General features: G+C 39.4%; 17 protein-coding genes. 3 read left to right on the top strand and 14 right to left on the bottom strand.

Annotated features, from left to right (window positions below; translation table 11 throughout):
- Positions 1-7: 7 nt before the first annotated feature.
- The 6 genes from ACQY3F_RS16910 to ACQY3F_RS16885 form a co-directional block, all read right to left on the bottom strand.
- On the bottom strand, positions 8-322 hold the full coding sequence (locus ACQY3F_RS16910) for a dTDP-4-dehydrorhamnose 3,5-epimerase family protein (protein ID WP_428356111.1): 315 nt from the start codon (positions 320-322) through the stop codon (positions 8-10).
- Positions 319-1,206 carry a glucose-1-phosphate thymidylyltransferase RfbA gene (gene rfbA, locus ACQY3F_RS16905; RefSeq protein WP_428356109.1) on the bottom strand — a complete coding sequence of 296 codons (888 nt, stop codon included), beginning with the start codon at positions 1,204-1,206 and terminating at the stop codon, positions 319-321. The genes ACQY3F_RS16910 and rfbA overlap by 4 nt, the downstream gene beginning before the upstream one ends.
- Positions 1,207-1,602: 396 nt before the next feature.
- On the bottom strand, positions 1,603-1,782 hold the full coding sequence (locus ACQY3F_RS16900) for a hypothetical protein (RefSeq protein WP_428356107.1): 180 nt from the start codon (positions 1,780-1,782) through the stop codon (positions 1,603-1,605).
- 43 nt (positions 1,783-1,825) lie between these two features.
- Entirely contained in the window at positions 1,826-2,179 is a 354-nt protein-coding gene (locus tag ACQY3F_RS16895; protein WP_428357727.1) for a PIN domain-containing protein, read from the bottom strand.
- A 475-nt stretch (positions 2,180-2,654) separates the two neighbouring features.
- Positions 2,655-2,816: a hypothetical protein gene (locus ACQY3F_RS16890; protein WP_428356105.1), complete on the bottom strand. Its 162-nt coding sequence runs from the start codon at positions 2,814-2,816 to the stop codon at positions 2,655-2,657.
- Positions 2,800-2,961, bottom strand: coding sequence for a hypothetical protein (locus ACQY3F_RS16885; protein WP_428356103.1), 162 nt, complete (start codon positions 2,959-2,961; stop codon positions 2,800-2,802). The genes ACQY3F_RS16890 and ACQY3F_RS16885 overlap by 17 nt, the downstream gene beginning before the upstream one ends.
- Positions 2,962-3,577: 616 nt before the next feature.
- On the opposite strand from ACQY3F_RS16885, the gene ACQY3F_RS16880 reads away from it, so the two are divergent.
- Positions 3,578-4,324, top strand: a complete 747-nt coding sequence (locus tag ACQY3F_RS16880) for a reverse transcriptase domain-containing protein (protein ID WP_428356101.1) — start codon at positions 3,578-3,580, stop codon at positions 4,322-4,324.
- Here ACQY3F_RS16880 and tnpC read toward each other — a convergent pair.
- The 3 genes from tnpC to tnpA are packed head-to-tail and all read right to left on the bottom strand — an operon-like array spanning position 4,307 to position 6,667.
- Positions 4,307-5,941 carry an IS66 family transposase gene (tnpC, locus tag ACQY3F_RS16875; protein ID WP_428356099.1) on the bottom strand — a complete coding sequence of 545 codons (1,635 nt, stop codon included), beginning with the start codon at positions 5,939-5,941 and terminating at the stop codon, positions 4,307-4,309. The genes ACQY3F_RS16880 and tnpC overlap by 18 nt on opposite strands.
- Before the next feature lie 46 nt (positions 5,942-5,987).
- Positions 5,988-6,353, bottom strand: coding sequence for an IS66 family insertion sequence element accessory protein TnpB (tnpB, locus tag ACQY3F_RS16870; RefSeq protein WP_428353150.1), 366 nt, complete (start codon positions 6,351-6,353; stop codon positions 5,988-5,990).
- The gene (gene tnpA / locus ACQY3F_RS16865) at positions 6,350-6,667 is read right to left on the bottom strand and encodes an IS66 family insertion sequence element accessory protein TnpA (protein WP_428352923.1); all 318 of its coding nucleotides are present in this window, start codon (positions 6,665-6,667) and stop codon (positions 6,350-6,352) included. The genes tnpB and tnpA overlap by 4 nt, the downstream gene beginning before the upstream one ends.
- Before the next feature lie 120 nt (positions 6,668-6,787).
- Between tnpA and ACQY3F_RS16860 the strand changes: the two genes are divergently transcribed.
- Positions 6,788-7,393 carry a reverse transcriptase domain-containing protein gene (locus ACQY3F_RS16860; RefSeq protein ID WP_428357725.1) on the top strand — a complete coding sequence of 202 codons (606 nt, stop codon included), beginning with the start codon at positions 6,788-6,790 and terminating at the stop codon, positions 7,391-7,393.
- Between the two features lie 1,127 nt (positions 7,394-8,520).
- Here the strand turns inward: ACQY3F_RS16860 and ACQY3F_RS16855 are convergent.
- The 4 genes from ACQY3F_RS16855 to ACQY3F_RS16840 form a co-directional block, all read right to left on the bottom strand.
- The gene (locus tag ACQY3F_RS16855) at positions 8,521-8,652 is read right to left on the bottom strand and encodes a hypothetical protein (RefSeq protein ID WP_428356097.1); all 132 of its coding nucleotides are present in this window, start codon (positions 8,650-8,652) and stop codon (positions 8,521-8,523) included.
- Between the two features lie 345 nt (positions 8,653-8,997).
- Positions 8,998-9,150: a hypothetical protein gene (locus tag ACQY3F_RS16850; protein WP_428356095.1), complete on the bottom strand. Its 153-nt coding sequence runs from the start codon at positions 9,148-9,150 to the stop codon at positions 8,998-9,000.
- A complete protein-coding gene (locus ACQY3F_RS16845) occupies positions 9,132-9,365 on the bottom strand; it encodes a DUF2442 domain-containing protein (RefSeq protein ID WP_428356094.1) in 234 nt (77 codons plus the stop codon). Before ACQY3F_RS16845 ends, ACQY3F_RS16850 begins: the two co-directional genes overlap by 19 nt.
- The gene (locus ACQY3F_RS16840; protein WP_428356093.1) at positions 9,362-9,553 is read right to left on the bottom strand and encodes a DUF4160 domain-containing protein; all 192 of its coding nucleotides are present in this window, start codon (positions 9,551-9,553) and stop codon (positions 9,362-9,364) included. The genes ACQY3F_RS16845 and ACQY3F_RS16840 overlap by 4 nt, the downstream gene beginning before the upstream one ends.
- A gap of 243 nt (positions 9,554-9,796) precedes the next feature.
- On the opposite strand from ACQY3F_RS16840, the gene ACQY3F_RS16835 reads away from it, so the two are divergent.
- Positions 9,797-11,158: an IS1380 family transposase gene (locus ACQY3F_RS16835; RefSeq protein ID WP_428352972.1), complete on the top strand. Its 1,362-nt coding sequence runs from the start codon at positions 9,797-9,799 to the stop codon at positions 11,156-11,158.
- Between the two features lie 486 nt (positions 11,159-11,644).
- Here ACQY3F_RS16835 and ACQY3F_RS16830 read toward each other — a convergent pair whose 3' ends face one another.
- Positions 11,645-12,841: an ISAzo13 family transposase gene (locus ACQY3F_RS16830; RefSeq protein ID WP_428352931.1), complete on the bottom strand. Its 1,197-nt coding sequence runs from the start codon at positions 12,839-12,841 to the stop codon at positions 11,645-11,647.
- Between the last annotated feature and the right edge of the window lie 56 nt (positions 12,842-12,897).

Raw genomic sequence — 12,897 nt, 5'->3', positions numbered from 1 at the left:
TGAGCGCTTACCTAAGTTCTATACTCACATGCTGACCAAAGGTCGGGCTGCCTGTGCGTATATCCACTGCAATATCCAATACACTACCTTCAATCACTCTGACGAGTTTGCTTTGAGCGTAGGGTGGGCGCTGAAAGTGCAGGCCACGTAATACGCCTTGTACTGATTTAGATTCATTATCTTGAATGAAGTTAACCGGATAGCCTGTGGCTTGTTCAAACAAGTCTTGACGGAAGGTTTCGACAAAATACCCACGATTATTGCCATGTACTTTCGGCTCAATTAAGATGACTTCAGGAATCGCTTGTGGTGTGTACTTCATGCGCTCATCCCTTCTTCTGCACGTTTAAGTAAATATTGTCCGTATTGGTTTTTTAGTAACGGTTGTGCTAACGCTATTAATTGTTCTTTGCTAATATAGCCTTCTTCAAAAGCAATCTCTTCTATACAAGCGACTTTTAAACCTTGCCGTTTTTCGATGGTTTCTATAAATTGTGATGCTTCTAATAAGCTGTCATGTGTGCCGGTATCTAACCAGGCGTAGCCTCTGCCTAATAACTCAACCTTTAATCTACTTTCGTCTAAATATAATTGATTAACGGTGGTGATTTCTAGTTCGCCTCTGTGGGAAGGCTTTATGACTGTTGCTTTATTGATGACATCATTAGGATAAAAATAAAGCCCCGTGACTGCGTAATTACTTTTTGGCTCATTTGGTTTTTCTTCTATGCTGACAACATTGCCGAAATCGTCAAATTCGGTAACACCATAGCGTTCAGGGTCAGCAACGCGATAACCAAAGACAGTGGCTTTATTGTCAATTCGAGCGGTGTCAACGCCTGTAGAAAGTACTTTTTTTAGATCATGGCCGTAAAAAATATTGTCTCCTAAAACAAGACAGACATCGTCATCACCAATAAAGTCTTTGCCCAAAATAAAGGCCTGTGCAAGTCCATCAGGGGAGGGCTGAATGATAAAACTTAGTTTGATGCCTATATCAGTTCCATCGCCTAATAGACGTTGAAAACTGGCTTGGTCATCGGGCGTGGTAATGACTAATATTTCTGTTATCCCCGCCAGCATTAATACGGATAAGGGATAATAAATCATTGGTTTATCATAAACAGGAAGCAATTGTTTAGATACACCTTTGGTTATGGGGTAAAGTCTGGTGCCTGAGCCGCCAGCTAATATAATTCCTTTCACTAGTTATTTCTCCAAAAGTTTTTCCATTCTGTGACTATACAGTAAGCGTTTATTTTCCATTCGTAAGGTTAAAACCTTCGCCTTTCAGGCGAACAGATTTATCTCAAATGTTATCCTTAGGAATCAACAATAATTATACCCGAAACTTTGTGTAGTCCGTATGGAGCATGCGGAATACGGGAAAGTTAGTGCACTGCTATTCCTGTATTACGCAAGCTTCATACAGGCTACATTCTGATAATTTTAAAACAGAATAGGGTGAGCCTAATAACAGGGCTATTCGCCCTGTATCCCGACTTTCAGTCGCCAAGCTTTCAAACCCACCCTTCTTTCAGCGGGTGGTTGTTTAGTGTTGTAATTCAACAGTTTAATGCGTCACAGGTAGCGGAATTAGGGTCAGACTCGATTGTGATTTGCCCCCTCTAACTCAATAGCAACATTCATTTCGCCTAAATTAATGACTACATTAGGCTTAGGTGCAATCCCTTTTAATCGCTTAATTGAGTGTTTTTTTAATGGATCTTCCTCAACACATCCTATATCATTGGAATATGTACTTGTTGCAAATATTTTCATGAGGAAAAATACCTTGCAGTAGGTAGTTGGCAGCATATAGGCATCAATTTATTAACCTCAAACCATCTATATATTTGAAATCTTTTTTATTATATGTCCAAAGTTCAATATCATAAATTAAACATGTTGCTGCAATGATAGAGTCATAAATGGTCATATTATGTGAAAGTGCATAATGATTAATCAATATAACTGACAAATCTAAAATATCTTGTTCGCTATCAATAAGCTTAAACTCAGAAATTATTCTATTAATTTTTTGCAACTCTCTTTTATTTAAAGCACCCACTAAAAACTCTAATTGAACAATTGAGCTAAAGCAATATTCAATTTCATCAGATCTTAAAATAGTATTATTTTTAGAGTAATCAATTAAAATACACGTATCTAAAAAAATAATAAAGTCTTTTTTTCTCTTCTAAGATTGTGAATATATAATGCACTATCCTCTATATGACTATATGGTATAACATCATCAAGATTATCAGATAAATCATCGTCGGCGTAATTTATTTTGTGCAAATGCTTTAATGGGTCTTTTACTTGATAAGCTAATTTTTTTTTACTTGAGTTTATTGCTTTATTAATGGCATTTAGCGCAACCTCTTCTATAGTTTGCTTCTTGGTCTTTACATATTCTAAAAATTTAGCTTAAAATTCTTTATCTTCAATTTTAAAAGTTAACATGGTTAATCCTTTATGATATAGAGCTAGTTAGAAATAAATGGAATGGGGTCAAACTCGATTGAAAACTTAACTTTTCTTTATTCATAATGCCCTCTATATGAAGATATATCAATCTCTTTCTTTCCTTCGTATATCGTGTAGATAAGTCTATCTTTATGATTAATTCTTCTTGAGTATACTTCATACTAAAAATATTTTAACCGTTCTGGCTTTCCTGCCCCTTCTCTGGGAGCAATCATTATTTCTCTAGTTAAATCAAAGGCTTTGACATACGATGTCTTATCATTTTTTCTAAACCAATTTAAATCTTTATTAGCATTATTTAGGATATTAATTTTGTAGGTCACAAAATATATCCTTTATTGAGTGAGATTGGGGTATTTTCCCTTTTTTTCGTGTTTCATGCGAGTCTAATAATGCTTTAAATGATTGCTTATCCGACAGTAACTTCAATGTTTCTTGCATCGCTTCATAATCTTCTTGTGGAATCATTATTACTGCTCCTTGATCTGATACGATATTAACTTCATCATGCGTGCTTAATGAATATTGAATGATGTCTTGTATATTGGTTTGTGCTTGTTTTCATTTTTAATTCAAAAAGATAAGGAAAAAGAAAATTAGTGGGGTGTGCGGCCGAGCAAGGTCGATAATTCCAGCAGGTGAAAGTCCCGCTCTGGCAAGGTAGGTCAACCACCAGATAGTCAACATCGGGCAGGCGGAGGTAACTCCAAACGTCAAGCACGATGGGCGCAAGCCAGCAGGCCGTAAGCGCAAGTTGAAGTGATTTAGCCTCGAAATGGTTTTACGTAAGCAGGACGACAGAGTACCCTTTCTGGAAGTCCCTATTCTATGACGCGCATGACAAGTATCATAGGGCTGCTTCGGGGTTGTAAAGCATGGCATGTTGGACATTGGGAATAATCGGCAACTCGGGAGATCCTGAATCGTCTTTCAAGAAGAGAGTAGGTTGAACAAGTGATAATAAAACAAGAACAGCCGAAGCGGTTCAGGAAGTCGGATGGTGGCATAGTACCGATGAAAGTGTGTAATGCATCTGGAGGGAAGGCCATCACGACAACAACAGCGGAGCAGGGACACATGTATCATGCACAGTAATGTAGAAAGCGTGCCAACAAAACTGCAACGCATAGCCAAGAAAGCCAGCACAGACAAGGACTGTCAATTCACCAGCTTATATCACCTGATGAATAAAGAGTTACTGCTGGAATGTTTTACGGGGCTCAAAGGAAAAGCCGCGTCAGGCATAGATAATATCACCAAAGAGAAATACGCCATTAATCTGGAAGCAAACCTAGATAATCTAGTCGAGCGACTGCATAAAATGGCGTATAAGCCACAGCCTGTCTTAAGGATTTACATTCCCAAAGCAGGCAGTCAACGGAAACGACCACTGGGTATCCCGACGCTAGAAGATAAATTGGTACAGGCTGGCTTAGTCAAAATCCTGCAAGCAATCTATGAGCAAGATTTTCTTAACGATTCTTATGGATTCAGACCGCTACGAAGTTGTCATGATGCGCTACGCGCATTAAGCGAAACAGTAGAAAACCAGCCTGTTCATTATATAGTAGAAGCCGATATAAAAGGTTTCTTCGATAATGTAAACCAAGATCAATTGATACAATTTATCAGTCATCGTATAGCGGACAAACGGATCCTCAGACTCATCCAACGGTTTCTCAAAGCAGGGATACAAGAAGATGGACAACACAAAGCCAGTGAAACAGGCACACCGCAAGGTGGAGTTATTTCGCCACTGCTAGCCAACATTTACCTACACTACAGTAAGCGCTCAACGAAGCACGTACTTGCCCTATTCAGGCGTATCTGATTTTTTAATATTCCAGGGCAACAAAGCCTCCACTTTATCAACCGTATCAGCATAAGGTAAAGCAGTGAGAACCTGCTTAAGATATGCATAAGGCTCCAGCCCATTTGCTTTAGCTGTTTCTATCAGGCTGTAATGTATTGCACTGGCACGAGCACCCGCAGGGGTATCAGAAAATAACCAGGCTTTGCGCCCTATCACAAACGGGCGAATCGCATTTTCTGCCAGGATGTTGCTAATATTGAGTTCACCATGGGTGCAATACACATTGAGTTTTTCCCACTGGTTACTCAGGTAAGTCATTGCCTTTCCTGTCAGGCTATCTTTAGGTACTTTATGCTGGTTTTCTTCCAGATAGGCTTTGAGCTGGTTCAATACAGGAATGCTCTTCTCCTGGCGCTGCTGATATTTTTCATCCACTGACAGGTCTTTAATTTCTCGCTCAATGACATACAGTTTATTGATCAGGCTCAGCGCTTTACCTGCTTTTGAGGGTTTGTTATTTTGTCCCTTTTTGCGTTTAGGCTGTGCATTCTGGGCATCTTTAAAATAACGACGCGCATGATCCCAGCACCCCAGCTGGGTGATGCTGTTTTTTTGGCACACGGCATTGTACCCCGCATAGCCATCGGTTTTCAGATAGCCACTAAAGCCGTCAAGCAGGCGCATGGGGACGTCTCCACTACGAGAGGGATCGTATTCAAACAGGATGCTTTTTTCACCCGGTGGCCCGCCAAGCGTCACCCACATATATTTATCTGAGGTCGCTGGCCGCCCCGGTTCTTTTAATACCTGAACCCGCGTTTCATCAGCGAGTATGACTGCCCCTGTGTGTTGATGCTCTCGCATCAGGTTAATCAGGGGCTGAAGTTGTTTAGCCAGTGCGATCATCCAGTTTGCTAATGTCGCTCTGGAGATGTCACCCCCATAACGAGACAAGATGCCTTCTTGCCGATATAAAGGTAAGCCGTCAGCATACTTGGCGATAATAACAAAGCACATTAAACTGATGCTTCCCATTGCTCTGGCAATAGGGTGTCTGGGCATTTGTGCGGCTTTAACCTGGCGTTGTTTTTCGCCTTCAATCTGTTTGATAAAGACCGCTTTTTCCTGCATGTATTCAAGAACACGTACTTTAGCAGGAATAATATCCAGCTCTTCTTTCACTTTAGTAAAGAAAGTATCAATAGCACCTTCTTTTTCTTCATCGGTTAAATAAATAAAAATTTGCTCGCGAGGTAACTTATCTGAGAAGGGTTTGCGTCCCGGCTTTTTCTTGGTGCCAGTAGAACTTGTTTGTTTTTCGTCCTCAGGTGCTTCATCAGCCTCCAGGTCTAGCTCCTCATCGCTATCCGCTTCATTCTCTGCTTCATCAAACAAAGAGGATTGATGAGATTGTTCACTGGATGATCCAAAGCGTTTTATTTTAGATAAGCGTAGTACCTCTTCCAGAATAAGGATGCGTTTTTTCTGTTCGGAAATCACCCCAGACTTAACTTCAATCACACGCGTCAGTTCATCAATAGCCTGTTTTTTTTCAAGCAACAAAGCAACACTCTCCGACAGCAAAGAACCGGCTTTATCTTGTTGTTTTATATTTGAAATATCGGCTAAAATCATGGCTTTATTATAGCATTTATAGTGGCAATAATGAACACAAAAACAGCTAAAAAACAGACTCATATTGAAGTTTTTTATGACCTTTCATCGCGCTAATATCAAAGCCATCCAGCAGCCAGTTTAACGGCTGGCCTGTTAAGGTTAATGTCTCTTCCTCACCCTTAGGCCACTTAAATGTTTCTTCTACCAATGACTTGTAATAAAGGACAAAACCATTATCTTCCCAAAACAGGCATTTAATCTTATTCCGCCGTTTATTCGTAAAGGCATAGAGAGCCCCCTCAAAAGGATTATGCCCTAACTCACATTCAACAATCGCCGATAAGCCCCGATGTGACTTACGAAAATCAATGGGCTGCCGATACAGATACACTTCTGTCAAAGACAGAGAGGGACGCATAACAACCGTCATCGCAACAGCTCAAGCAGTGGTTGAATACACGGCATAGTATCCTGCGTAATACCTTCCAACCGAATACCATCATTAAATTGCAAAGATAATCCTGGGACTGGCGCAGATGAACGATCCCCGTCAACCCGAATACGTGTAAACCCTGTAGGGGAAGTAGTCGGCTTTACAGTCGATTTACGTTTCCAGTAGCCTAACTTTTGCGGACATAAATCATGCTGTCGACAATAAGCTACCTGTGATTGGCCTGATGCCTGCCAGTGCTCTATGTGAATAGGCCAGAAAGTCTTTGCCTGTATTTTTTCTAACGCTGCCATTTAAAATTCCCCGTGGTATTTAACAATGGGGATAGTTTGGCATTAATCTGAGTTGCCGTGAAGTACGCTGACTATTGAGCGCTTACACACTACACATTAGACCTATGGTTTAAAAAGTGTATAAAGAGCAAATGCAAAGGCTATGCAAGGCTCATTCGCTATGCGGATGACTATGTTGTCTGCTTTCAAATAGAAGCTGAAGCCAAGCACTTTAAGGAGGCCATGGAAACACGGCTAAAGCAATTTAACCTTGAAGTTGCGCCCGAGAAAACCAAACTATTTAAATTTGGAAAATTTGCTCAATCAAAAGCAAAAGCCAGTGGCGAAAGACCCGCCACGTTTGATTTTCTAGGGTTCACGCACTACAACTCACGTAGTCGAGATGGCAAGCGTTATCGGATGAAAAGGAAAACGGTCAGTAAACGATTTACCGCCAAGGTTGTTGGGTATAAAGAATGGCTAAAGGCAAACAGAACGCTGCCTACCAAACAAATTATGAAAACGACTGCGGCAAAATTGCGCGGACATTTTGCCTATTACGGTGTGACCGATAATAGTAAAAGTCTGCAAAGCTTTGCCTATTGGGTAACTCAAACGTTGTATAAATGGTTAAATCGTCGTGGAAAACGGGGTTGCTACACATGGGAAAAGTTCACTAAACTTCTCAAACTGTACCCATTACCGAATCCACGAATTACGGTGAATTTATTATCTACTTCAAGGTAAAGCGTGTTGTCGAGGAGCCGTGTGCGTAAATAGCGCCAGCACGGTTCTGTGAGGGGCGTGGTAACAACTGATGAGAATTAGCAATGGTTAGAAATCACACAGTAGCTGCTTGCAGCGAAGTGTACAATAAAAGTATTATCGACTCATTGACTAGCTTGTCGGAAGAACCCGTCTACTCGACCAGTGCTCGGTTGAAAACTTAACTTTCCATAAGTGGAACCTGTGGTGTGGGGGGCAGGCTCTATTAAATATATTGATCTAGCACTTTATTTTTCCTATCTAAAAAAGATAGTCGGATCCTTTTTATTCGAATAAACCTGAATTTATTTATTTTTCTTTGTTTACTTATTGCTTAATGCAGTATTGATTTAGGTTGGTGATGTCCTTGGAACTGAAGACTGTAGCCTACTATTGTTGCCGTTATCTACGCGGCTAAAGACCGCGATTCCAAAATAAAGACTGAAAATCAAAGAGGCTAGACTCTAATGCCGCTACCTGGAATGCATTAAAGTGTTGAATTACAGCAATAAAGACTAAATAATTGTCATGTTTTCTAAAATTATAGCCAATTTAAAAACAATAACTTGAGCAGATGTATTTTAATTTTGTGGTTCAATTTTCAATAAACAAAGTCCGTAAGCTATTGTTTATTACAGTCGCGGCCATTTTAAATCATGTGTAAAATACGTAACCAATTGATTTATTATAACTTAAAATGACAGGTAGCGGTATTGGTGCAGCCAGCTTGATTTGAATCAATCAATGGCGCGCAAGTCCTAATTATTGAAATTAAATTTTACGTAGGATGTGGTGAACAAAGTGAACCACATCCTACGGGGTCTAAAAATGAGGATTATGTTCCTTATAAAGTAACAACACCGTGACTTGATTATTTTTATATTGATAAACCACGGAATAGTCTTTTACAATTATTCTTCTGCATTCGCGACCATTAATGATGACAATCACCCTTGACCCTGGAAACATTGCTAACAAAGACTTTATCGTTGTTTGTATATTTTCAAATAATGTCTAATAAAATCAGCCGAAACATTCTGTTCTTTTAAGTAAAAACCTATTTCCAATAAAGATCGTTGAGCTCTAGGCGTAAAAACGACACCCATTCTCTATATCCCCAGTGATGTAAACACACTGTCGAATGTTTCATCAATACCTAGCACCTGTGCACTATCGGCCTGCTGAAAGCTTTCGTGTAGATCTTTAATGATTTTTTGTTTTTGCAAAAATAACAATAGCATTAGGGTCAGCCTCGATTGAAAACTTAACTTTTTTTGCTCATAATTCCCTCTATTATGAAGATATATCAAACTCTTTCTTTCTTTTGTATATCGTGTCGATAAGCCTATCTTTATGATAAATAAAAATTAACCATTGGCGTAAGGATAGGATAAAGCACAGCTGAAGCCGTGAGTTCGGTGTTTGTAAATGGAATCGCGACTTTAGTCGCGTAGGTTAAATTTTGCGGTCGAAAATTTCGACCGCCCTTCATTGATTCTTTTAGTTTCTATACTGTAAATATGAGCAACATCATGATCTACTAACATTATGACATTACTCTAAACATGGTTAAAGCTCTGATTTAGTTATTTAAGGAACATGCCCGCTAATTTTAGCATGGTAAAAATAATGGCAACCATACCTATTGACCAACGCATATTAACTTTAATTACTTGGCTTATTTTTAGTTCTATATTTTTCTCAAAAAGATCAATATTAATTACGCCAGTTTTTCCCATTTAGCCTCTATGGTATCAGCGGATAAATCTGCACCACAATCCCACTCTATAAAATACTTTCCGTTATGTATCTTATTGAAATTATCATTTTCTTTTAATTTAGCAAATACTTCTGACTCTAAGTATGGAGTTACATCAAAAAGCCCTGACTGATTGTTTTCATCTGTTATATATAGTATGTAATTATTTTGAGGCACTATACTTTCAATAATCATTGATCTAACCCTCGTATTGGAAATGGTTTTTTGCCATTTACAGCTAATTCCCAGTTGGCAATAAGGTCTTCATTATGAATTTCTATCCATGCCACGACTAACTTATGCTTTTTAGGCGGTAATCTACCCGCTAACAGCTCTCCATCTTTAATCGAATAAACAAGCTGTTTCACCTTGATATTCAACATGAATATGTGGGCTATGATGCTTCTCTTTATCATAGAAAAACATTTTAACCAAAATACCATAGAACATTGAAATAGTTGGCATAATTATCTTTCAACCGTGATTAAAATTAAGGAAAAATGGGGCCAGGTCTTCCGTTATCATATTACCTAAATCCTGCAAGCATTATACATAATAATCCACAAAACTCCTTATTAAACAATGATATAATATCATTTTCCTGATTTCACTATCTCATTGTTTTAATGAAGCCCTCTAAAGTATCAAAATCCTCATCTCACGTAAGAAACCGTACCCGAACGGTAAAAATGACATCTACAGCACATGGATTGACAAGCCAGGCGGGACTGATTCCCGTCGTGAAATATTTAGACAGGATAGGTTTTGAAAAAACCGTAAAACAAAGCGTTCCACATCGGCGGGGTGAAAATGCAGACCATCACTTATCTGATGTGGTTCTATTGACGTTGGTTGGCATGATGGGGGGAGCAACATCAATGGCAAAGGTGACGACCGTATGGGCAGATAGCGTACTGCGCAAAGTAGCTGGCTGGATAAAGATTCCTGTTGAAACCACAATTTTACGGATCTTTAAAGAAGTAAGTGATAGGCAGATAAGCCAGTTTGAAACGCTCACGCATACTTTGCGTGGTCAACACTGGCGGCGATTGCTTCGTTCCGGAAAATCGAAAACTGGCATACAATCCGTCCAGTGGGTCGATGTCGATTCAACTGTGGACACCGTTTGTGGTCGACAAGAAGGAAGTGCCAAAGGCTTCAACCCCAAAAAGAAAGGTGCCCGTTCATACCATCCACAACTCGCTTTTCTAGCGGAAACAAAAGAAATTTTACAAGCCTGGTTCCGGACAGGCAATGCCTTTACAAGCAATGGTGTTGTAGAATTTACCAAACAGTTACTTGCACACTTGCCCAATCGGATGCGCATTATTTTTCGCGGTGACAGTGGTTATTTTGTCGGTGATTTGCTTGAATTTCTCGATACCAGAGGGCATGGGTATCTAATAAAGGTTAAACTTAAGAATTTGAACGCATTGCTGGCCAAACAGGCCTGGACAGCCATACAAGGCCGACCCGGTTGGGAGCAGAGCGAGTTTCAATATCGTTGTGGTGGCTGGTCTCGCTCTCGTCAGTTTGTCGCGGTCAGGATAAAGCAACCTAAACAAGTGACAGGACCTCAGTCCGAGCTTTGGGATACGGCAGAATATGACTATTTTTGTTATGTAACAACTGAACCTCTATCGCCTTGGCAAACACATAAGAAGTATGGTGAACGAGCGACGTGCGAAACATGGATTGAAGAAGCAAAATCACAAATGGGTTTAGGTAAAATCAGAACGAATCAATTTCTGGCTAATGCCGCATTATTTCATTGCGCCGTTCTTGCCTACAATACCGTGCGCTGGATGGCTCAATTGAGTGGCAACAAAACGTTGTGCCAATGGGAGCCGGATACACTTCGTACTTATCTGATTCGGGTGGCTGGAAAATTACTCACAGGCAATAATCAGCTGAGAGTCAGAACACCTGCAGATCCGCTCTATCCACAGGAATGGGATGATTGGGTTAAGGTGGGGTTACTCGCTTAACATTAGGGAGATGGAAAGAAATAATCATCCAAACGAAGTAAGCTTGTGTCTCAATAATTTATAATAATGAATTCTGAATTTATTCTCACACTAGGCAGATAAGCTTGTTGATATTAACAGATAGCATTATAGGTTGGATTATAAATACAGCCCATCGTTTAAAAGGCTCGGTACGTCGTATATTCATGGCTGAAACGGTGGAGCTACTAGGCTCAGGTGGTGCAAGTATTGCTGAAGAAAAACTAGGATGGAATAGAGGCACTATCCGAAAAGGACAATATGAACTTGAAACTCAGCCCATAGAAGATAATTTTTCAGCGAGAGGGCGTAATAAAAGTGAAGAGCATTTTCCTCATCTACTTGATGACATAAAAAAAATTGCTGAACCGGAGTGTCAAACGGATCCCTCTTTTAATTCCTGTCGATTATATACCCGGCTAACGGCTAAAGAAGTTAGAAAACGTTTAGGGAGATGGAAAGAAATAATCATCCAGAACAACCAGGAGAAATGGTCAAAAACCATTTCTCCAACGATGGCATTCGGTCAACAAACTGATAATACGTCTTCATTGCTTTTTTACCTACCTTTACTCCTGTTTCATATATTTTTTCTGTTAATTTAACAATAGGTGCTTTGCCATTGTAGGTCATACTTTTGGCAAATTTTAAAGTTGTTTCAACTGTATCCATTATGTCGCCACTAATATGATTTTCATAGGCTCCCCATACTCGTTCAATTGGGTTATATTTACTATGATAAGGAGGGTAGTAGGCCAGTTTTATCTTTATGTTGCTTTTTTCAGCAAACTCCACAAGCCTTTTTATAAACTGAGTTCTGGAGCTACTGTTCTCCATACCATTGTCAGCGTTAATTGTCAGAATATCTACTCCATATTTTTCTTGAATTTCTGGCCAAATTTCTTCCAATCGGTCAACGATGAAATCACTGCTGGCATAGCCTGCTGTAAAGAAAAGGAAAAAATCATCATGTTCAGGCAGATAAAAACCAAAAGGAGTTAACTTTTCCTTAACATCTAAATCATGATCCTCTGCTTTTGTTAAAACCCGATTTCGTCCTCCCCGTGAAAAATTTCCTATATTCATTCTTGCTTTGGCATCAATTGATATACGAATCTCTTTTGGGTTGATATCTGCCATTCCATTGACTGAATGAACTTGTTCAAAAATTGCATCCGTTTCCTTGATTTTCTTATGAGGCTTTGTTTTTTGTACCTTTTTTGGATGGTAACTCAGGTCATTTAATTTTGTATTGATAGTTTTTGAGCAAGGTAATGTTTTTTCATCGTAATAATCAATCTCCAGTAAACGTTTTCTAACTTCTTTAGCCGTTAGCCGGGTATATAATCGACAGGAATTAAAAGAGGGATCCGTTTGACACTCCGGTTCAGCAATTTTTTTTATGTCATCAAGTAGATGAGGAAAATGCTCTTCACTTTTATTACGCCCTCTCGCTGAAAAATTATCTTCTATGGGCTGAGTTTCAAGTTCATATTGTCCTTTTCGGATAGTGCCTCTATTCCATCCTAGTTTTTCTTCAGCAATACTTGCACCACCTGAGCCTAGTAGCTCCACCGTTTCAGCCATGAATATACGACGTACCGAGCCTTTTAAACGATGGGCTGTATTTATAATCCAACCTATAATGCTATCTGTTAATATCAACAAGCTTATCTGCCTAGTGTGAGAATAAATTCAGAATTCATTATTATAAATTATTG

Source organism: Methyloprofundus sp. (genome assembly GCF_965251085.1).
Classification (GTDB): domain Bacteria; phylum Pseudomonadota; class Gammaproteobacteria; order Methylococcales; family Methylomonadaceae; genus Methyloprofundus.
This window is presented reverse-complemented; position numbering and strand designations above follow the sequence as displayed.